We start from the raw sequence: 18888 nt of genomic DNA on the forward strand, positions 1-18888 counted from the left end.
GCGTGAAGAGATCGAGACGGTGAGCGGCACCACACCGCCGAGACCGGGGAGTACGACCAGTTGACCGCACAGCCTGAGACCCTCTACGGGGCAGACGACCTCACCCACCTGGAGGGCCTGGACGCCGTCCGCAAGCGTCCCGGCATGTACATCGGCTCCACCGACAGTCGTGGCGTGGGTCACCTCGTCAACGAGATCCTCGACAACTCCACCGACGAGGGTGTCGCCGGTCATGCCCGTACCGTCGAGGTGATCCTGCACGCCGACGGCTCGGTGCAGGTCGACGACGACGGCCGGGGCATCCCCACCGACGTGCACGCCAAGTCCGGCATCTCCGGGGTCGAGCTGGTGCTCACCCGGCTGCACGCCGGTGGCAAGTTCGGCGGCTCCGGTTACAAGACCTCAGGTGGCCTGCACGGCGTGGGTGCCTCCGCGGTCAACGCGCTGTCCCGCCGGTTCGACGTGACCGTCCGACGCGGCGGCAAGGTGCACGCGATGTCGTTCCGGCACGGCGTGCCCGGGGTCTTCGCCGGTGACGGCCCGGACGCCCCGTTCACCGCCGGGCCCGGCCTCCAGGTCGTCGGGTCGATGAAGCGCGGCCAGCGCACCGGCACCTCGATCCGCTACTGGCACGACGCCCGCTACTTCGAGACCGGCGCCCGCCTCGACGTCGAGGCCGTCCGGATGAAGCTGCGCAACACCGCCTTCCTGGTCCCCGGGGTCGACTACCGGCTGCGCGACGAGACCGCCGAGGAGCCGGTCGAGGAGCGCTTCCACTTCCCCAACGGGCTCACCGACATGGTGGAGTTCCTGGCCCCGGCTGGCGACCGCCCGGTCTCCGGCACCCTGCTGGTCACCGGCGAGGGGAGCTACCGGGAGAACGCCGCCGACGCCAACGGCGTGATGCAGTCCAACGTGCAGCGCCGGGCCGAGGTGGAGATCGCCTTCCGGTGGGGCACCGGCTACGAGCGCACCGTCGAGTGCTTCACCAACACCATCCGCAACGCCCACGGCGGCACCCACCGCAAGGGGTTCGAGCGGGCGCTGACCCGGGCCCTGGCCGATGCCGTCCGCAACACCCGGGGGCTGCTCAAGCCCAAGGAGGACCCGCCCACCCTGGACGACGTCCTGGAGGGGATGACGGCGGTGCTGCACGTCCGCATCCCCGAGCCGCAGTTCACCTCGCAGACCAAGGACGAGCTCTCCACCGCCGGCATCACCAAGGTCCTCCAGACCCTGGTCGAGCAGCACGTCAAGGCGTGGCTGGAGGACAAGCGCAGCAAGGCCGAGGCGCGCACGGTGCTCCAGAAGATCGTCGACGCGGCCCGGGTGCGGCTGACCCAGAAGCAGCAGAAGGACGCCGCCCGGCGCAAGACCGCCCTGGAGGGCGCGTCGATGCCCGCCAAACTGGTCGACTGCCGCGCGACCGGGGTGGACCGCAGCGAGCTGTTCATCGTGGAGGGGGACAGCGCCCTGGGGTGTTTTACCGGCGACACCATGGTCGCGCTCGCCTCCGGCGAGGCTCGGTCCTTTGCCGATCTGGCGGCGGACTGGCAGCGGGGAGTGACCCATTTCGGCTACACCACCAACAAGGCGGGGCGCGTGGTGGTTGCTCCGCTGGTGGAGCCACGTCTCACCAAGAGAGCTGCCCGGCTGGTCCAGGTGCAGCTCGACAACGGCGCGTCGGTGCGTTGCACTCCGGATCACCTTTTCCGGCTGCGCGACGGTTCCTACCGACGGGCCGATGCCCTGACCCCCGGTGACTCACTGATGCCTCTGTACCGGAGCATTTCCAGTAAGGCCGAGGGGCACAAGCTGAACGGGTACGAGCGGATCTGGATGAACGACCGGGAGGAGTGGGTCTACACCCACTACCTCGCGGACGCCTGGAATCTTCGTCACGGTCGCGACAGCGCCACCAGCGGCAACGTCCGTCACCACATCGACATCAACAAGCGCAACAACGATCCGCGAAACATCCGACGGATGACCTGGGCCGACCACTCGGCACTGCACGCCGCGATGATGGGCGAACACGTCCACGCGGGCTGGCGGGAGTGGTTTGCCAACGGCGGCCGGGAGTTCAAGTCGGCCATGCTCAGCGCGCAGTGGCGCGATCCCGCATTCCGTGAGGCGTGCCTCGCCCGGCTGTTCGCGCTCAACGAGTCACCCGAATTCCGAGCCAAGCTGAACAAGGGCTTTCAGGACTGGTACGACGCGCTCAGTGACGAGGAAAAGGCCGCCTACGCCGACCGGATGCGGGACCGGCAGGCCCAGTACTGGTCACAGCCCGAGCACCGTGAGGCCGCTGCGGAGCGCGTCCGGAACTATTTCGCGGACCCTGCTCGTCGTTCCGCCTGGCGGGAGCGTTCGGTACGGCAGTGGGACAACTCCGAACTGCGTGCCTGGCGGTCGCGAAAGACCGTCGAACAGTTCAGTGATCCTGCCGAGCGGGAGCGCCAGCGCAACGCGGTGCGGGCGTGGCACGAGGAGAACCCCGAATTCGGGGCCCGTCACTCACGCTTGATGAAGCAGCGGTTGGCAGACCCGGACACCGGTCACCTTGCCCAGGCGCAGGCCGGTCGGGCTGCCTACGTGGCCAACGTGCCGAAGAGCGAGCGGGTCGGTCGCCAACAGGAGGGCAGGCGGCGGGCCGCGCTCAAGCGGCTCGCTCCGCTGCTGGTGCTACCGGATACGGAGCTTGCTGCGGCGTACGAAGCCGACCGTCTGACGTCCGCACGCACGGGACTCCGGTTCGATCGACTCCTGGCGTTCTACGACGGCGACTACGCCCGCCTCCGGGAGGCGGTCAATCTGGTGAACCACCGTGTCGTGTCGGTCGAGCCGCTTGACGAGACAGCGGACGTCTACGACCTGACCGTCGACGGTTACCACAATTTCGCCCTCGAAGCTGGGATCTTCGTCCACAACAGCGCACGGGTCGCTCGTACCTCGGAATACCAGGCGCTGCTGCCGATTCGCGGCAAGATCCTCAACGTGCAGAAGGCCAACCTCCAGCAGGTGCTCGACAACGCCGAGTGCGCGGCGATCGTGCAGGTGCTCGGGGCCGGCTCGGGGCGTACCTTCGACCTGTCCTCGTTGCGCTACGGCCGAGTGCTGATCATGGCGGACGCCGACGTGGACGGCGCGCACATCCGGACCCTGCTGATCACCCTCTTCGCCCGCTACATGCGACCGCTGATCGAGGCCGGCCGGCTCTACGCCGCGATGCCACCGCTACACAAGATCACCACCAAGGGGCGCACCCCGCAGACCACCTACACCTACACCCAGGCCGAGATGGAGGCGACGGTCCGCAAGCTGGAGAAGGCCGGCAAGCAGATCGTCACCCCGATCCCGCGCTTCAAGGGCCTCGGTGAGATGGACGCCGACGAGTTGTGGGACACCACGATGAATCCGGCCACCCGGGCGGTCCGCCGGATCACCCTCGACGACGTCGACGCCGCCGAGCGCATCCTCGAACTGCTGATGGGCGAGAAGGTCGAGCCGCGCCGCAACTGGCTCATCGACTCCTCCGACCGGGTCGACCGGGACGCGATCGACGCATGACCAGCACCGTGGCCGCCGTACCCCCGGAAGAGAGCTGAACGATGGCACGCCGTAAGGACGACCGCGCCAAGGTGGACCTGTCCGCCTTCGACCAGGCCGGCGCGCGGGTCTTCGACAACCCGCTGGTCACCGAGGTCTCCGACTCCTACCTGGAGTACGCCTTCTCGGTCATCCACTCCCGCGCCCTGCCCGACGCCCGCGACGGCCTCAAGCCGGTGCACCGCCGCATCCTGTGGTCGATGCACGAGCAGGGCCACCGCCCCGACCGGGGGCACGTGAAGTCTGCCCGGATCGTCGGGGATGTGATGGGCAAGTACCATCCGCACGGCGACACGGCGATCTACGATGCCATGGTCCGGCTCGCCCAGGACTTCTCCCTGAACACCCCGCTGATCGACGGGCACGGCAACTTCGGTTCCCCGGACGACGGTCCGGCCGCCGCGCGCTACACCGAGGCCCGCCTCTCCCGGGAGGCGATGCTGCTCGTCGGTGAGCTGGGCGAGGACACCGTCGACGTCGAACCCAACTATGACGGCTCGCTGACCCAGCCGACCGTGCTGCCCGCCGCCTTCCCCAACCTGCTGGTCAACGGCGCGTCCGGGATCGCGGTCGGGATGGCGACCAACATGATCCCGCACCACCTCGGCGAGGTGGTCTCCGCCGCCCGCTGGCTGATCAACCACCCGGACGCCGACCTCGACCGGTTGATGGAGTTCGTCCCCGGCCCCGACCTGCCCACCGGCGGTCTGCTGCTCGGCCTGGACGAGGTGCGCCGGGCGTACGAGACCGGGCGCGGCGTGGTGCGGATGCGCGGCCGGGTCGAGATCGGCCCGCTGGAGGGCAGCCGGGGGCGGCAGGCGATCACCGTGGTCGAGTTGCCCTACGGCGTCGGCGCGGAGAAGGTCATCGCGGCGATCACCAACGAGGTGAACAAGACCAAGCGGCTCACCGGCATCGCCGACGTCAAGGACCTCACCGACCGGGAGAGCGGCACCCGGCTGGTCGTCGAGTGCAAGGTCGGGGTCAACCCGCAGGCGTTGCTGGCCGACCTCTACCGGCTCACCCCGCTGGAGCAGTCCTTCGGCATCAACAACCTGGTGCTGGTCGACGGCCAGCCGCGCACCCTGGGGTTGAAGGCGCTGCTGGAGGTGTTCCTGGCCCACCGCTACGAGGTGGTGACCCGGCGCAGCGCATACCGGCGGCGTAAGCGCCAGGAACGGCTGCACCTGGTCGACGGACTGCTGGTCGCACTGCTCGACATCGACCGGGTGGTCAAGCTGATCCGGGCCAGCGAGGACGCCCAGGCCGCCAAGGACGGCCTGATGCAGAAGTTCAAGCTCTCCGAGATCCAGGCGACCTACATCCTCGACACCCCGCTGCGCCGGTTGACCAAGTACGACCGGATCGAGCTGGAGGCCGAACAGGACAAGCTGCGCGGGGAGATCGCCGAGCTGTCCAAGATCCTCGACGACCCGAAGGTGCTGCGCAAGGTCGTCTCCGACGAGTTGGCCGCCGTGGTGAAGCAGTTCTCCGGGTCGCGGCGGACCACCCTGGTCGACGGGGACCTCAAGGAGGTGCTCGCCGCGTCGGTGCCGGCCGGGCCGTTGGAGGTGGCCGACGACCCGTGTCAGGTGATCCTCTCGGCGACCGGGCTGGTCGCCCGCACGGCCGCCGAGTCCGAGGAGGCGTCCGAGGGGCGTCGCCGCAACGGCCGGGTCAAACACGACACCGTACGCGCCGTCGTGCACACCACGGCCCGGGGGCGGGTGCTCCTGGTCACCAGCGCCGGCCGGGCCTTCAAGGTCGACGTGTTGCCGCTGCCGGTGCTGCCCGAGCAGGCCGGCACGGTGTCGCTGCGCGGTGGCATGGCCGCCGCCGAGATCGTTCCGCTGGCGGCAGGGGAGACGGTGATCGGTCTGGCCCCGCTCGGCCCCACCGCGCAGGGCTCCCCGGGGCTGGCGCTGGGCACCCGGCAGGGCGTGGTCAAGGTCTGCGCCCCGGAGTGGCCGGTCCGCTCGGACGAGTTCGAGGTGATCTCGTTGCGCACGGGCGACGAGGTGGTGGGGGCGACCTGGCTGGCCGACGACACCGAGACCCTGGCCTTCGTCACCAGCGAGGCGGCCCTGCTGCGGTTCGCCGCCACGCTGATCCGCCCGCAGGGGCCCAAGGGCGGCGGGATGGCCGGGATCAACCTGCCGGCGGGTGCCCGGGTGGTGTTCTTCGGCGCGATCCGCACCGACGACGCCGCGCACGGGGAGCCGATGGTGGTCACCTCCACCGGGGCCACGGTCAAGGTGACGCCGTTCGCGTCGTACCCGGCGAAGGGCAGGGCGACCGCCGGGGTGCGGGCGCAGCGCTTCCTCAAGGGGGAGACGGACCTGGTGGTGGCCTGGATCGGGGCGCGGCCGGTGGGCGCGACGGCGACCGGTGACCCGGTGGAGCTGCCGCCGGCCGATCCGCGCCGCGACGGGTCCGGCTTCGCCGTCATGCTCGGCCCGACCGTCGTCGGTCACCTCATCGAACGCGACTGAGTCCGGCCCGGCCGTCGTGAGGGCTGACGGCCGGTCGCCCGGTCGGCGTCAGGCGACGTCGACCGGGCGGAACTGGACGCTGACCCGGGGGCCGACCGGGCGGGTGGTCTTGGGCACGGCGTGCTCCCAGGTGCGCTGGCAGGAACCGCCCATCACCACCAGGTCGCCGTGGCCGAGCGGGAAACGTAGCGTGTCGCCGCCGCCCCGGGGGCGCAGCAGCAGCGGGCGGGGCGAGCCGAAGGACACGATCGCCACCATCGTGTCGGTGTGCGCGGAGCGGCCGATGGTGTCGCCGTGCCAGGCGACGCTGTCCCGCCCGTCGCGGTAGAGGCACATGCCGGCGGTGACGAACGGCTCGCCCAGCTCGGCGGCGTAGTGCCGGCTCAGCGCCGTGCGGGCCGCGGTGAGCAGCGGGTGCGGCAGCGGGCGGTCGGGGCCGTACCAGCAGAGCAGGCGGGGGACGTCGACCTCGGTGTCGTACATGGTGCGGCGTTCGGCCCGCCAGGGGACCCCGGTGCGCAGGGCGTCGAGGACCGTGTCGGAGCCGTGCACCCAGCCCGGCAGGTGGTCGACCCAGGCGCCCCGGGTGAGCACCCGGCGGCGCAGCCCGGCCAGCGGGGTCAGTGTCGGGCCGGCGTCGGTGAGGTCGAGCATCGACGGTTGGTAGGCGGCCTGCGACATACCCGGCACCCTATCAGGGGTTTAGTACACCCGTACGATCGGCGATCCGGGTGAGGACGGCGTCGGCCACCCGGGCCCGGCCGCGCCCGTCGACGGTGGCCCAGGCGCGGGCCGCGAGCGCCGCCCGACGCTGCGGGGACGCCAGCAGGGCGCGCAGCGTGCGGCCCGCGTCGGCCCGTGCGGCCCGACCGGCCAGCCCCGGCGCGACCAGGTCCGGCAGTTCACCGAGGCCGGCGGCGAGCCGGTGCGCCACCACCCGGCGGTACGCGTCACGCTGGTTGTCCACCACGCAGACCAGCGCGGCGGGCGCACCCAGACAGCAGAGTTCCCAGGTGGAGGTGCCGGCGGCGCTGACCACCAGGTCGGCCGCGCCGATCAGCGCGGGCAACGTGTCGGTGGGCGCGAGGAGGTGCAGCGACTGCCCCCGCCCGGTGGCGACCCGCGTCAGCTCGGCCTCGATCTCCGGCCGCCCGACCACCACGGTCAGCTCCATCGGGTGGCCGGTGCCGAGCAGCACCCGGGCCAGCACCGGGGCCGCCCCGACGGCGTCGGTGCCGCCGAAGAAGGCCAGCACCCGGGGTCGGTCCGTCGGGGTGGCCGGCGGTGGGGCCGGCGGCCGGACGGCGGTCACCGCGTCGCGCAGCAGCGCGTACCGCACCCCGGCCAGCAACCGGCCGCCGCCGGTGCCCGTGCCGCCGGTGCCGTGCGTGCCGGCGGTGTCCGCGCCGAAGTTCTGGTCCAGGTAGAGGTCGGCGTCCTGGCCCCGGGTGTCGCCGTCGACGATGGCCAGGGTGACCACGCCGGCCGCCCGCAGCGCCCCGGCCCCCGCCGGGTCCAGCTCGTACGAGTCGAGCACCAGCGCGTCCAGGGCGTGCGCGCGGGCCGCCTCGACCAGCCCGGCGGGGGTGCCCGGACCGGGGTGGACCGGGATGCCGCGCGCGGTCAGTCGGTCGGCGGCCCAACCGACCCGCTCGACGGTCCCGAACAGCTCGACCCGGGCACCCCGGGCCAGGAACTCCTCGCCGAGGGCCAGGCAGCGCACCAGGTGCCCGACGCCGGTACGCGGGCCGGCGTCGCAGCGCAACCCGATCCGTGGTGGCTTCAGGACTCCTCCAGCCGCTTCTGGCGTACCGAGGAGTTGAGGGTACGCAGGTCGGGCCGCCCGTCCAACCAGTCGGCGAGTTTCGCCAGCGGCACGCTGACGTCGCCGAAGTGGTCGACGACCGCGCTGACCAGCGCCCAGTCCTGGTCGGTGTCGAGGGTGAGCCGCAGCGTCGACCGGTCCGGGGTGAGGGTCACCCCGAGCACCCGGAACAGCTCCGGATGGGCGTACGCCCAGGAGGTGACGTGCACCCGGTGGTGCTCGACGGCGAGCCGGTCCAGGGTACGCAGCGCGTCCGCCCGGATGATCTCCACGTCCAACCCCCGGGGCAGGGTACGGGCGATCGAGGTGCTGGCGTAGTCGAGCCCGGGGACGGCCCGGTAGACCGCCGCCACCAGGGAGACGATCTCCGGGTCGAGCAGCGGGCAGTCCGCGGTGAACCGCATGACGGCGTCGCCGGGGTGGGCGTCGAGCGCGCCGACGAACCGGCTCAGCACGTCGTCCACCGGTCCCCGGTGCACCGGCACGTCGAGCCGCGCGCACTCGGCGACCACCGCGTCGTCGACCGGGTCGACACTGGTGGCGACCACCAGGTCGGCGAGGACCCCGCTGTCCCGGGCGGCCCGGACCACCCGGCCGAGGACGCTGCGCCCGGCCAGCGGACGCAGCACCTTGCCGGGCAGCCGCGACGAACCCATCCGGGCCTGCACGATCCCGACGATCCGCAGGTCGGAGCCGACCGGTGCGACCGCGTCGGGTCCGACGAGGTCGGCGTGGCCGGGCCGGCCCGTCGTCGGGACGCCGGCGCCGCCGGGCCGGCATCCCGGTGGGGTGTGCGGGGCGGTCACTGCTGCTCCTCCGGCGGCTTGGGGCCGAGCGCCTCACGGGCCCGCCGTTTCGCCGCCCGGGCACCCCGCTTGGCCAGCCGGGCGGGGGTGATGGCCAGCCGGCCCACCCGGTAGCTGAGCGAGCCACTGAGCAGGTTGATCGTGGCGTCGGCGCGACGTAGCGCCCGTTCCCGCGAGGTGAGCAGCTCCTCGGTCCACTTCAGCAGGGCCGCCAGCCGGGTCAGCTCCTCCCGCTGGCGTACCCAGGCTTCCCGCATCTGCTGGTAGCTGCGCGGCCCGGCGGGCGGGTCGGTGGGGGTGACCGCCCGCAGTTCGGTGGCGAGCGCCCCGCGCCCGTCGGTGTCCAGGCCGCGCAGGGCGGCGGTGACCGCCGCCTCGGTCTGCACGGCCGCGTCCACGGTGGCCCGGTCCAGGTCGTGCCCGGCGACTCCACCGAGCACCACGGTCAGCCCGGCGACGTCCACGGTGGACGGCCACGGGTGGGCGTAGCCGCCGGTGAGCAGGGTGACCGCGAACCGCCACAGCCCCCGGGCCAGCACCACCTCGAGGGGCAGCGGCTCGCTGGCCTGCCAGCTCGGGTCGAGCACCGCGAAGGTGTCCCCGTCGACGACCACGGTGTCGGGGTCGGCCAGCGCCGCCGCGCCGGTCAGCCGTCCGTCCGGGTCGGCCTGCCCGGCGAGCCACCCGGCGTAGCCGCGCAGCAACCGGCGTAGGGCGTCCAGGTCGCGCCGCAGGCAGCCGTCGAGCAGCAGGGTCCGCAGCAGCCGTCCCGGCGGCACCGGCCCGGTGAGCGCGGCCGGGTCCCGGTGGGCGGCCTCCCGGCTGGCGAAGGGCGCCGGCCGGGTCCGGCCGGCCCCGCCGCCGGTGACGGCCCAGCGCCAGCCGGCGACTCCGTCGTGCACCTCGACCACCCCGATCCCCGGCGGGCCGGTCTGCACCAGCACCACCGGCAGCGCCGCGTGGGCGGACCGGTCGTCGTCGGCGGGCCGGTGGGCCACGACCAGCCAGCCTGGGGCCAGTGTCGCGCCGAGCCCGGCGTGCAGCGCGTCGACCGCCAGCCGAGCCGGGTCCTGGAGCACCGCGCCGCCGGCGAACCCACCGGCGCAGGCACCATGCAGCACCGCGTCGAGCAACCCCGAGGTGGGTGACCGGTCCAGCGCGTCGGTGCCGACCAGCGCCGTCGCGGCACCCGGATCGGGGTACGCGGCGTAGCTCGCGTCGGCGGTCAGGCCCACCTCGGCGAGCCGGTCCCGCAGCTGCTCCCGGTTGGCCGGGCGGCCGGCGTCCAGCACCCCGCCGATGCTCCACGCCGCGTCGGCCCGGTCGGCGTACCAGGGGGAGGTGGCGACCAGCCGGGACACCCCCAGCGGGTTGTCCAGGCGCAGCAGCAGCGTGCCGCCGGGCCGCAGTGCGGCGGCCAACCGGGCCAGCACCCCCGCCCAGCCCAGCCGGACGCCCTCCACCGACTCGACGGCGTCCAGGCCGGCCCCGGCCAGCACCACGTCGAACGTGTCGGCCGGGTCGAGTCCGGCCGGCCCGCCGACGATCACCCGGGCCGCCCGGTCGGTCAACACCACCGCGTCGGGGTGGCTGCGCAGCAGACAGGTGACCTCCGCGTGGGCGAGCCGGTCCAGCAACGCCGGATCGTGCGGCCCGGCCACCAGGACCCGGGCCCCGGCCGGTACGACCCGCGCGGCCAACGCGCCCAGCGGACCGCCGTCGGCCAGCCGCTGCTCCGGCAGGTCGGACCAGGCCAGCATCTCCCCACCGGGCAGGACGACGGGGGCGGTGGTTCCAGTGGTCAACTCGTGCCTCCTGCGGGATGCGCCCAGCCGAGCAGCTCACGCAGCTCGGCGGGGGTGCAGCGGTGGTCGGTGCCCAGCTCGGCGCGGGCGATGTCGACGGCGGTCGGCAGGTCCACCGTCTCGCCGTGCAGCTGCGGCCACTGCCGGCGGATGCGGGCGGTGCCGCCGAAGGTGGGGTCCTCCTTGGCCAGGATCATCGGGTCGCCGTAGACGGCCGGTTCACAACCGGCGGCGATGCCGTAGAAGATGGCGCTGGTCAGCCGGTTGGATGCCACCCGGGCGTGCCGGCGCAGCTCGGTGAGCTGCTTGTCGAGGAAGAGCGGGTCGGTGTCGCGCCACCAGTGGCCCCGGTAGCCGTGGCAGATCACCCGGAAGCCGGCGTTCTCGTAGAGCCGGCGGACCCGGCGCATGCCGTACTCGTGCCAGTAGAGGCAGACGGTGACCGGGCCGGGTTCGGTGTCCCTGATCCGGGCGATCAGCTCCTTGTGGTCGCCCTTGACGTGCTGGCCCTCCCAACCGTGGAACGGGTACCAGATGGTGCCCTCCCGGGCGGCCGGCGGCGGGTCGTCGCGGCGCAGGTCGAGCAGGTACGCGAAGGGCGCACCGGTGACCACCACGTTGCGCCGCCCGACCGACCAGGCCCGCCGCCGGGTCTGCTCCGACCAGAGCAGGCTCGGGGTGCGCTCGGCGTACGGGTGGCCGGGAGCGAGGCCGTCGCCGATGTTCCAGCCGTGCTGGACGTACCCGTTGATCCGGGGCGGGTGGCCGTCGCCCAGCCCGCAGTAGCGGGCCAGCACGTGGGCGTGCCCGTAGAAGTGGTTCGCGTGGTGCATCGGTTCCCCCGGTCAGGCGGCGGTGGGCGCGGTGACGCCGCGCAGCGCCGCGCCGAGCGCGTCGATCACCCGGTCCTGGTCGGTGTCGGTGAGACCCGGGTACAACGGCAGCGAGAGCTGCTGTGCGTAGAACGACTCGGCCACCGGGCAGGACCCGCGCCGGTAGCCGAGGTCGGCGAAGGCCGGGTGCCAGTGCACCGGCAGGTAGTTGACCTGGACGCCGATGCCGGCGGCGCGCATCCGGTCGTAAACCTCGCGGCGGCGGCCGTCGAGGACCCGGACCGGGTAGAGGTGCCAGGCGGGGGCGGCCCACGGCCGGCGGGTCGGGGTGAGCACCCCGTCCAGGTCGGCCAGCGCCTCGTCGTAGCGGGCCACCAGCCGGGCGCGGGCGGCGAGGAAGTCGCCGAGCCGGCGCAGTTGGCTGCGGCCCAGCGCGCAGAGCACGTCCGGCAGCCGGTAGTTCAACCCGAAGGAGTGCACCTCCTGGTGCCAGCCGCCCTCGTCCGGCGCGCGCAGCTCGGCGCGTTCCCGGACCAGCCCGATGTTGCGGAACCGGCGGGCCCGCTTCAGCAGCTCAGCGTCGAGGCTGGCGACCGCGCCGCCCTCGGCGGTGGTGAGGTTCTTGGTGGGGAAGAACGAGAAGGTGGTCAGGTCGGCCAGTGAACCGACCGGCCGGCCCCGGTAGGTGGCCCCGATGGAGTGCGCCGCATCGGCCAGCAGCAGCGCGTCGGAGCCGGTCAGGGCGGTGCGCAGGGCGTCGTAGTCGGCCGGGTGGCCGGCGTAGTCGACGGCGGCGACGACCTTCGTCCGGGCGGTGGTCGCCGCGGCTGCCGCCGCCGGGTCCAGGGTGAACGTCTCCTCCTCGACGTCGGCGAAGACGATCCGCGCGCCGAGGGCGACCGCGCTGCTGGCCGTCGCCACGAACGTCATCGGCGGCACCACCACCTCGTCGCCGGGTCCCACCCCGGCCGCCGCGTAGGCGACGTGCAGGGCGGCCGTGCCGTTGGCGACCGCCGCGCAGCCGGCCCCGCCGGTCCAGCCCGCGAGGTCCGCCTCGAACGCGTCGACCTGCGGGCCGGTGGTCAGCCAGTCGCTGCGCAGGGTGGCGACCACGGCGGCGACGTCGTCGTCGGTGATCGACTGCCGGCCGTACGGGAGCATCGCCGTCACGCCGTGATGCCCAGCATGTCGCGCAGCTGCCGGACGCTCAACCACTCGTCGTTGCCGTCGGACTGGTAGGCGAACCCGTCCGGCACCGGCTCACAGTCGACGGGCGGCCGGTAACCCCAGGTGGCGATCGTCGGTTGGACGATGAACCGGTCCTTCGCGCGCAGCGTCCGGCGGCTGTCGTCCGGGGCGATCATCTCCTCGTGCAGCTTCTCGCCGGGCCGGATGCCGATCTCATGGGTGGTGGCGTCCGGGGCGACCGCCTCGACCAGGTCGAGGATGCGCATGCTGGGGATACGCGGCACGAACAGCTCCCCGCCCTGCATCTGGTCGAAGCTGTCCAGCACGAACTGCACGGCCTGGTCCAGGGTGATCCAGAACCTGGTCATCCGCTTGTCGGTGATCGGCAGGCTCTTGCCTTCGGCGGCGAGCCGGCGGAACAGCGGCACCACCGAACCCCGGCTGCCCACCACGTTGCCGTAGCGGACCACGGCGAACCGGGTGGGGTGCTGGGCGGCGTAGTGGTTGGCCGAGACGAAGAGCTTGTCGCCGACGAGCTTGGTCGCGCCGTACAGGTTGATCGGGCTGGACGCCTTGTCGGTGGAGAGCGCGATGACCTTCTTGACGCCGGCCTCGATGGCCGCGTCGACCACGTGCTGCGAACCGGTGATGTTGGTGGCGATGAACTCCGACGGGTTGTACTCGGCGGTGTCCACCTGCTTGAGGGCGGCGGCGTGCACCACGTGGTCCACCCCGTGCATGGCCCGGGTGAGCCGGTGCCGGTCCCGGATGTCACCGATGAACCAGCGCAGCCGGGGGTCGTCGCCGAGTTGCTGGCGCAGCTCGTACTGCTTGAGTTCGTCGCGGGAGAACACCACCACCCGGGCCGGGTCGGCCACGTCGAGGACGTGCCGGAGGAACGTCTTCCCGAAGGACCCCGTCCCGCCGGTGACCAGAATGGAGGACCCATTCAACTCACTCAATTTGGTGCTCCCCAGCTCGTGGTTGGTGCGCCACCGGCTCGGGCCAGGCGACCGGACGGACGCTAACCAGGTCGGGTTAACACCCCGACGCCCCCGGGTGAACCGACCGCGCTGCTCCCGTGAATGCCGGACCCCCGCCAGGCGAACACTTGCCGACCCGGTCGCTGCCGGCTGACCAGCGGCTACGTCGCTGGCTACAGTGGCCCGGCGCGGCCGGTGGGCACCCCCGCCGCAGGCGCATCCGACACCCACGGTCGGGCACCCGCCCCGCCCGCCCCGCCCGGCCCGGCCTGCGGGCCGGGACCGTCGCGCGTCCCGGGCGGGCCGACGGGGGTGCCCCGACGAGGCAGGAGGCGACGATGGTGGCCGTCACCGAGGTAGGACCCCGGGTCGCCGACCCGCCCGGGCAGCCGGCCGGTCGAGGCCGTCGGCTGGTGCCGGTGCTGCTGGTGGTGGGCTGGCTGGTGGGCGTCGCCTGGCGGATGTGGTCGTCCCGGCACGTGCCGCTGCCGATCGCCCACACCGACGAGGACAGCTACCTGCACACCGCCCGCGCGTTGGCTGGTGGGCCGGGCGGCTTCAGCAGCGAGAACGGGCCGTTGCGCCGGGTCGGCTACCCGCTGTTGATCTCCCCGGCGTTCCTCGGGGAGCGGGACTTCACCGACAGCTACCGGCTGGTGCAGTTGATCAACGCGGTGCTGAACGCGACGGTGCTGCCGCTGGCGTACCTGCTGGTGCGTCGGCTGGTGCCGGTGAGCCGCGCGGTCGCCCTGGCCGCCGCCGCCGTCGCGGCCACCCTCCCGGCGACCGTCTTCTACGCAGGCGTGGCGATGATCGACGCCGTGCTGGCGCCGCTGGTGCTGGCCTGGCTGCTCGTCGTGCACCGGTGGGTACGCCGACCCGCCCCGCTGGTCGCCACCGGGGCCGGTGCCCTGGTCGGGGTGTTCCACCTGCTGCACTCGCGGGGCCTGGTGATCGTGGGGGTGCACGCCGGTCTGGTGCTGCTGCTGTTCCTGCGGCGACGGATCAGCCCGGCGCAGGTGCTCGCCGCCGTCCTGCCGGTACTGGCGTTGGCCCTGCTCAACGAGGCGGTCATCCGGCTGCTCGGCGACCGGGTCTACCTGCTCGGGGACCCGCCCGGCGGCGGCACCGTCCGGGCGGTCGCCTCCGGCCCGGGGCTGCTGCGGGTCGGCGCGGCGGTTGCCACCCAACTCTGGTACCTGGTGGTCATCACCTTCGGCCTGGCCGGTGTCGCCTGGGCCGGCGCCGTCCGCCTCCTGCTCCGCCGTCCCGCCGCGCTGTCCTCCACCCCGGCCCCGGCACTGTCCTCCGCGCCGGCTCCGGCCGCGGTCCCAGCCTCCGCGCCGGTCCCAGCCTCCGCGCCGGTCCCAGCCTCCGCGCCGGTCCCGGTCTCCGCGCCGGCTCCGGCCCCGACCCTGGCCTCCGCGCCGGCCGCTACCACGGACGGCACCTCCGTCGCAGCAGGGTCGGCGGCCGACGATGCGGCGACCCGGTGGACGGTCGGGGTGGCGGTGGTGACCAGCGTCGGGGTGGCCGCCGGAGCGTCGGTGATCCTGGCCGGCATCACCGGTAAACCGCTGGACGCCATCTACGGCCGCTACGTGCAGATGCTCGCCCCGTTCTGGCTGCTGGTCGGGGTGGTGATGCTGGTGACCGCGACGCCCCGGGTGCGGTGGCGGCGGGCGGCGGTCGCGGCGGCGGTGCTGCTGGCCGGGGCGACGCTGATCGCCGCCCGGCTCGCCTGGGTGGCCGGCCGGGGACACGAACTGCGCTACGGCGGCTTCGGCGCACCCGACCTGATGGCCCTGACCGGGGGCTGGCGCGAGTTCCGGCCGTTCACCGGCGCGGCCGTCGGACTGGCCGGCTGCCTGCTGCTGGTCGCCGCCGTGCGGTCGCCCCGGTTGCGCGTGCCGGTGCTCGCCGCGCTGGTGGTGGTGAACATCGGCACCATGCAGGTGATCACCGACCGGCTGGTCCGGCCGATGGTCGCGGCGACCGCCCCGACCCCCCGGGTGGCCGACCTGGGGGTACGCCCCGGCGACCGGGTCTGGGCGTCGCTCGGCGTGCAGTGGGTGCTCCGGTTCAACCTCAGCCACCAGGTCACCTGGGCCGACGTGCGGTGGTTCGTGGACAACCCGCCGGCCGACGCGGACGTCGTCCTCGTCCGGTGGGCACCCGGCGAGCCGGACGACTGGGACGGCACCCGGTACGGCTTCGTCCGGTTGGGGGGTAACCCGGCGCAGCACTGGGCCGCCTGGCGTCGCCGCTGATCCGGGTGGTCCCCCCACGTCACCGCCACCCGGTGCCGGGTCGCGGTGGCGCACGCTTTCGCCACCCGGTGCCGCCCCGGTCGTGTGCGTTTCCGCCGCCGCCCGGCGCGCCATTCGGTTAACGGGGGATGGCCGGTCGGTGAATCGTCACCGGACACCTGTCGACATCAGCGTCGGCGACGATTTTCCCGGGTCAGGGAAATGGGGACGACGGTGATTTCCCGGCCGTCGACCGTCTCGGGCCGCCCGGTGCCCTCGACGAACCGGAAACGACGGTTCATCTGTCGTACGACGGTGTTGTGCGCCAACACCTCGCCGTCGAGGCGGTCCAGCGCGAGCACGTCGAAGGCGTGGTCCACCGCCGCCCGCATCACCCCCAGCCAGGCGGGCAGGGTGGCCCCCCGTTCGGCCAGCCCGTCGGCATCCAGATAGAAACCCCAGGCACCGGACCGGGTTGGCCCGTCCAGGCGGAGGTCGAAGAACGTCACCACGCCCGCCGGCAGGTCGTCGTGGAGATAGACCAGCACGCGGCGGGTCGGGTCGGTGCGGACCCGCGACCACCACGCCGCGTGCTCGGCGGGGGTGATCTCGTGACTGGTCTTGCTGACCTGCCGGTTGGTTTCCTGATTACGCCAGGAAAACATCAGGTTAACGTCTTCCGTGGTGGCCTCGCGCAACACTCGTACCCCTTTTATTCACCTGGTGGACCCGGGTCGACCCTACCCGGGTAAATGGGCGAGGTAATTGTCGGGCTGTACACTCCGGCGCATGAACGAATTGAGTCGCGCGCAGATCCGCGACCTCATGGCGCAGGTGGTGCGGAACCAGGGCAGGGTGTTGCCCGACGACGACTCCGCCGACCTGCGGGAGATCGGCTTCCGGTCCCTGGACTTTTCCGAGCTGGCGCTGCGGGTGGAGGACGAGACCGGGGAGGAGTTGAACTTCGACGCCCCCGGGCTGCGTCGGATCGCCACCGTCGGGGACGTCCTCGACTTCCTCGCCGAACTCCAACGGCAGTGACCGTCGCGACCTCGCCGGCCGGGCTGGACAACCGCATCGTCGTCGCCGGGGTGCCCCGCAGCTGGCGGGACCTGCCCGCGTCGGCGCTGCCGTCACCCGGCGCGGTCCTCACCGCCGGAGCCGCCGACGCCCTCGCCGTCGCCCGGCAGCACGCCACCGACGGCACCGAACTGCTGCTCGCGGGCCCCACCCGGGTCGACGCGACGATGCGGGACGAGCTGCGCGCCGCCGGGTTCGCCGTCACCGTGCTCGTCGACGGGGTGCCGCAGACCGTGCCGCCGGCCACCGGGCGGGCAGCGGAGGCCGGCCGGCTCTGGCTGCTCACGTCCGGTTCGACCGGGCGGCCCAAGCGGGTCGGGCACACCCTGGACTCGTTGACCACCGTGCGGGCGGCCCAGCCGCAGCGGACCTGGCTCTGCCCGTACGCCCCCGGCAGTTATGCCTGGTGGCAGGTGGTCACCCTGTCGCTGACCCAGCCCGGTCAGCACCTGGTGGTGGTCGACCCGGACGAGCTGGACGACTGGCCGGCGCTGGCCGCCGCGCACGGGGTGGACGCCGTCTCCGGCACCCCGACCTTCTGGCGGCGCACCCTGCACCGCGACCCGGAGGCGCTGGCCCGGGTGCCGTTGCGGCAACTCACCCTCGGCGGCGAACCCGTCGACCAGACCGTCCTGGACCGGCTCCGGGCGCTCTTCCCGGCCGCCCGGATCTCCTGGATCTACGCCTCCTCCGAGGTGGGCGCGTCGATCGTGGTGCACGACGGCCGGGCCGGCTTCCCGGTCGACTGGCTCGACCAGGCCGTACCCGGTCGGCCCACCCTCTCGCTGCGCGACGGCGAACTGGTGGTCGCCTCACCGCACCACGGCGTCGGGCACGACGGCCCGGTCCGCACCGGCGACCGGGCGCAGATCGTCGAGGGCCGGGTCATGATCACCGGTCGGTTGGACTCCGACGAGATCAACGTCGGCGGCAGCAAGGTCTCCGCCGGGCTGGTCCGCGACGTGCTCACCGCCCACCCTCAGGTTGCCTGGGCCCGGGTGACCGGCCGCCGCGCGCCGGTGCTCGGCCGGATGGTGGTCGCCGAGGTCGTCCCCGCCACCGCGCCGGGCGACGCCGGCCAACCGGACGGGGCATCCCTGCTCGACGAGGGTGCGCTGGTGCGCTGGTGCGCCGAGCGGCTCCCCGAGTACGCGGTGCCCCGCCGCATCCGCCTACTGACCGAGATCCCCGTCAAGGAGACCCTGAAGAGCGATGTCTGATTCCGCGCTCGTCCCACCCAGCACCGTCGTCCTCGTCTCCGGGGGGTCCCGGGGGCTGGGCCTGGCCATCGTCACCGACCTGCTCGACGCCGGGCTCACCGTGGCCGCGTTCGCCCGCAGCGTCACCCCCGAGCTGGAGAAGCTGGCCGACGCGCACCCCGACCGGGTGCACGTCGGCGCGGTGGACGTCACCGACCTCGCGGCGGCGCAGGGCTTCGTCCGGGCGGTCGAGGCGCGGTTCGGCCCGATCGACGGGCTGGTCAACAACGCCGCCGTCGGGCAGGACTCGATGCACACGCACACCGCCACCGCCGACATCGCCCGGATCGTCGAGACCAACCTGACCGCGCCGTTGCAGCTCACCCGCCTGGTGATCCGGCGGATGCTCGGGCAGGGCCGGCGCGGCCGGGTCGTGAACGTCACCTCGATCTGCGCGCAGCGCGGCTTCCCCGGCCTGGTGGCGTACTCGGCCACCAAGGGCGGCATGGACGCGGCGACCCGGTCGCTGGCCCGCGAGCTGGGCGGGCGGATGCTGGTCAACGCCGTCGCGCCGGGCTTCTTCGCCTCGGAGATGTCCGCCGTGCTGGGCAGCACCCAGCTCGACCAGATCGTCCGCCGCACCCCGACCGGGCATCTGACCGAGCCCGCCGAGGTGGTACCGGTGGTGCGGATGCTGCTGCGCGAGCACACCAACATCAACGGCCAGGTCATCGTGGTCGACGGTGCTGCCTCGATCTGACCGTGCCTGCCCCGACCACCGGCCCGGCGGCGGTCGGGGCGACGGTGTCGTGACGGCCC

Annotated in this window: 13 protein-coding genes and 3 pseudogenes; 8 read left to right on the forward strand and 8 right to left on the reverse strand. The window is 73.2% G+C overall.

Features of this window, described 5'->3' with window-relative positions; translation table 11 throughout:
* Nucleotides 1-60: 60 nt before the first annotated feature.
* The 4 genes and pseudogenes from ACQP2H_RS09485 to ACQP2H_RS09500 form a co-directional block, all read left to right on the forward strand.
* Nucleotides 61-1479 (forward strand): annotated as a pseudogene (locus tag ACQP2H_RS09485) (ATP-binding protein); the annotation flags it as partial.
* Nucleotides 1456-2925 (forward strand): annotated as a pseudogene (locus tag ACQP2H_RS09490) (ATP-binding protein); the annotation flags it as partial. The pseudogenes ACQP2H_RS09485 and ACQP2H_RS09490, both read left to right, overlap by 24 nt.
* Nucleotides 2926-2931: 6 nt before the next feature.
* Nucleotides 2932-3570 (forward strand): annotated as a pseudogene (locus tag ACQP2H_RS09495) (toprim domain-containing protein); the annotation flags it as partial.
* A gap of 41 nt (nt 3571-3611) precedes the next feature.
* Complete coding sequence (locus tag ACQP2H_RS09500; protein ID WP_219469206.1) at nt 3612-6101, forward strand: DNA gyrase/topoisomerase IV subunit A; 2490 nt, start codon at nt 3612-3614, stop codon at nt 6099-6101.
* 48 nt (nt 6102-6149) lie between these two features.
* Here the strand turns inward: ACQP2H_RS09500 and ACQP2H_RS09505 are convergent, their stop codons facing one another.
* The 7 genes from ACQP2H_RS09505 to pseB form a co-directional block, all read right to left on the reverse strand.
* Entirely contained in the window at nt 6150-6782 is a 633-nt protein-coding gene (locus tag ACQP2H_RS09505) for an alpha-ketoglutarate-dependent dioxygenase AlkB (protein ID WP_219469209.1), read from the reverse strand.
* Between the two features lie 13 nt (nt 6783-6795).
* Nucleotides 6796-7887 (reverse strand): PseG/SpsG family protein, encoded by a 1092-nt coding sequence (locus ACQP2H_RS09510; protein ID WP_357536120.1) that lies wholly within the window; start codon nt 7885-7887, stop codon nt 6796-6798.
* The gene (locus ACQP2H_RS09515; RefSeq protein ID WP_244252983.1) at nt 7884-8582 is read right to left on the reverse strand and encodes a cytidylyltransferase domain-containing protein; all 699 of its coding nucleotides are present in this window, start codon (nt 8580-8582) and stop codon (nt 7884-7886) included. The genes ACQP2H_RS09510 and ACQP2H_RS09515 overlap by 4 nt, the downstream gene beginning before the upstream one ends.
* Nucleotides 8583-8728: 146 nt before the next feature.
* Nucleotides 8729-10537 carry a class I SAM-dependent methyltransferase gene (locus ACQP2H_RS09520; protein ID WP_433232164.1) on the reverse strand — a complete coding sequence of 603 codons (1809 nt, stop codon included), beginning with the start codon at nt 10535-10537 and terminating at the stop codon, nt 8729-8731.
* Nucleotides 10534-11370 carry a hypothetical protein gene (locus ACQP2H_RS09525; RefSeq protein ID WP_219469212.1) on the reverse strand — a complete coding sequence of 279 codons (837 nt, stop codon included), beginning with the start codon at nt 11368-11370 and terminating at the stop codon, nt 10534-10536. The genes ACQP2H_RS09520 and ACQP2H_RS09525 overlap by 4 nt, the downstream gene beginning before the upstream one ends.
* Nucleotides 11371-11382: 12 nt before the next feature.
* Nucleotides 11383-12540 carry a DegT/DnrJ/EryC1/StrS family aminotransferase gene (locus ACQP2H_RS09530; protein ID WP_219469216.1) on the reverse strand — a complete coding sequence of 386 codons (1158 nt, stop codon included), beginning with the start codon at nt 12538-12540 and terminating at the stop codon, nt 11383-11385.
* Nucleotides 12537-13520, reverse strand: coding sequence for a UDP-N-acetylglucosamine 4,6-dehydratase (inverting) (gene pseB / locus ACQP2H_RS09535; RefSeq protein WP_219469218.1), 984 nt, complete (start codon nt 13518-13520; stop codon nt 12537-12539). Before pseB ends, ACQP2H_RS09530 begins: the two co-directional genes overlap by 4 nt.
* 359 nt (nt 13521-13879) lie before the next feature.
* On the opposite strand from pseB, the gene ACQP2H_RS09540 reads away from it, so the two are divergent.
* Complete coding sequence (locus tag ACQP2H_RS09540) at nt 13880-15811, forward strand: hypothetical protein (protein ID WP_433232168.1); 1932 nt, start codon at nt 13880-13882, stop codon at nt 15809-15811.
* A gap of 167 nt (nt 15812-15978) precedes the next feature.
* Here ACQP2H_RS09540 and ACQP2H_RS09545 read toward each other — a convergent pair whose 3' ends face one another.
* Complete coding sequence (locus ACQP2H_RS09545) at nt 15979-16455, reverse strand: GNAT family N-acetyltransferase (RefSeq protein ID WP_433232170.1); 477 nt, start codon at nt 16453-16455, stop codon at nt 15979-15981.
* Nucleotides 16456-16579: 124 nt separating this feature from the next.
* On the opposite strand from ACQP2H_RS09545, the gene ACQP2H_RS09550 reads away from it, so the two are divergent.
* The 3 genes from ACQP2H_RS09550 to ACQP2H_RS09560 are packed head-to-tail and all read left to right on the forward strand — an operon-like array spanning nt 16580 to nt 18829.
* Complete coding sequence (locus ACQP2H_RS09550; RefSeq protein ID WP_244252945.1) at nt 16580-16831, forward strand: acyl carrier protein; 252 nt, start codon at nt 16580-16582, stop codon at nt 16829-16831.
* Nucleotides 16828-18090, forward strand: coding sequence for an AMP-binding protein (locus tag ACQP2H_RS09555; protein ID WP_433232173.1), 1263 nt, complete (start codon nt 16828-16830; stop codon nt 18088-18090). Before ACQP2H_RS09550 ends, ACQP2H_RS09555 begins: the two co-directional genes overlap by 4 nt.
* Complete coding sequence (locus ACQP2H_RS09560) at nt 18083-18829, forward strand: SDR family NAD(P)-dependent oxidoreductase (RefSeq protein ID WP_208569046.1); 747 nt, start codon at nt 18083-18085, stop codon at nt 18827-18829. Before ACQP2H_RS09555 ends, ACQP2H_RS09560 begins: the two co-directional genes overlap by 8 nt.
* Nucleotides 18830-18888 lie beyond the last annotated feature (59 nt).

This window comes from Micromonospora sp. CA-248260 (assembly GCF_050942205.1).
In the GTDB taxonomy this organism is placed as follows: Bacteria; Actinomycetota; Actinomycetes; order Mycobacteriales; family Micromonosporaceae; genus Micromonospora; species Micromonospora antibiotica.

Excerpts from the sequence above, each read along its gene's own strand:
- ACQP2H_RS09500 (WP_219469206.1), top strand. The coding sequence starts at position 3,612 with ATGGCACGCCGTAAGGACGACCGCGCCAAGGTGGACCTGTCCGCCTTC.
- ACQP2H_RS09505 (WP_219469209.1), bottom strand. The coding sequence starts at position 6,782 with ATGTCGCAGGCCGCCTACCAACCGTCGATGCTCGACCTCACCGACGCC.
- ACQP2H_RS09515 (WP_244252983.1), bottom strand. The coding sequence starts at position 8,582 with ATGGGTTCGTCGCGGCTGCCCGGCAAGGTGCTGCGTCCGCTGGCCGGG.
- ACQP2H_RS09525 (WP_219469212.1), bottom strand. The coding sequence starts at position 11,370 with ATGCACCACGCGAACCACTTCTACGGGCACGCCCACGTGCTGGCCCGC.
- ACQP2H_RS09540 (WP_433232168.1), top strand. The coding sequence starts at position 13,880 with ATGGTGGCCGTCACCGAGGTAGGACCCCGGGTCGCCGACCCGCCCGGG.
- ACQP2H_RS09545 (WP_433232170.1), bottom strand. The coding sequence starts at position 16,455 with ATGTTTTCCTGGCGTAATCAGGAAACCAACCGGCAGGTCAGCAAGACC.
- ACQP2H_RS09550 (WP_244252945.1), top strand. The coding sequence starts at position 16,580 with ATGAACGAATTGAGTCGCGCGCAGATCCGCGACCTCATGGCGCAGGTG.
- ACQP2H_RS09560 (WP_208569046.1), top strand. The coding sequence starts at position 18,083 with ATGTCTGATTCCGCGCTCGTCCCACCCAGCACCGTCGTCCTCGTCTCC.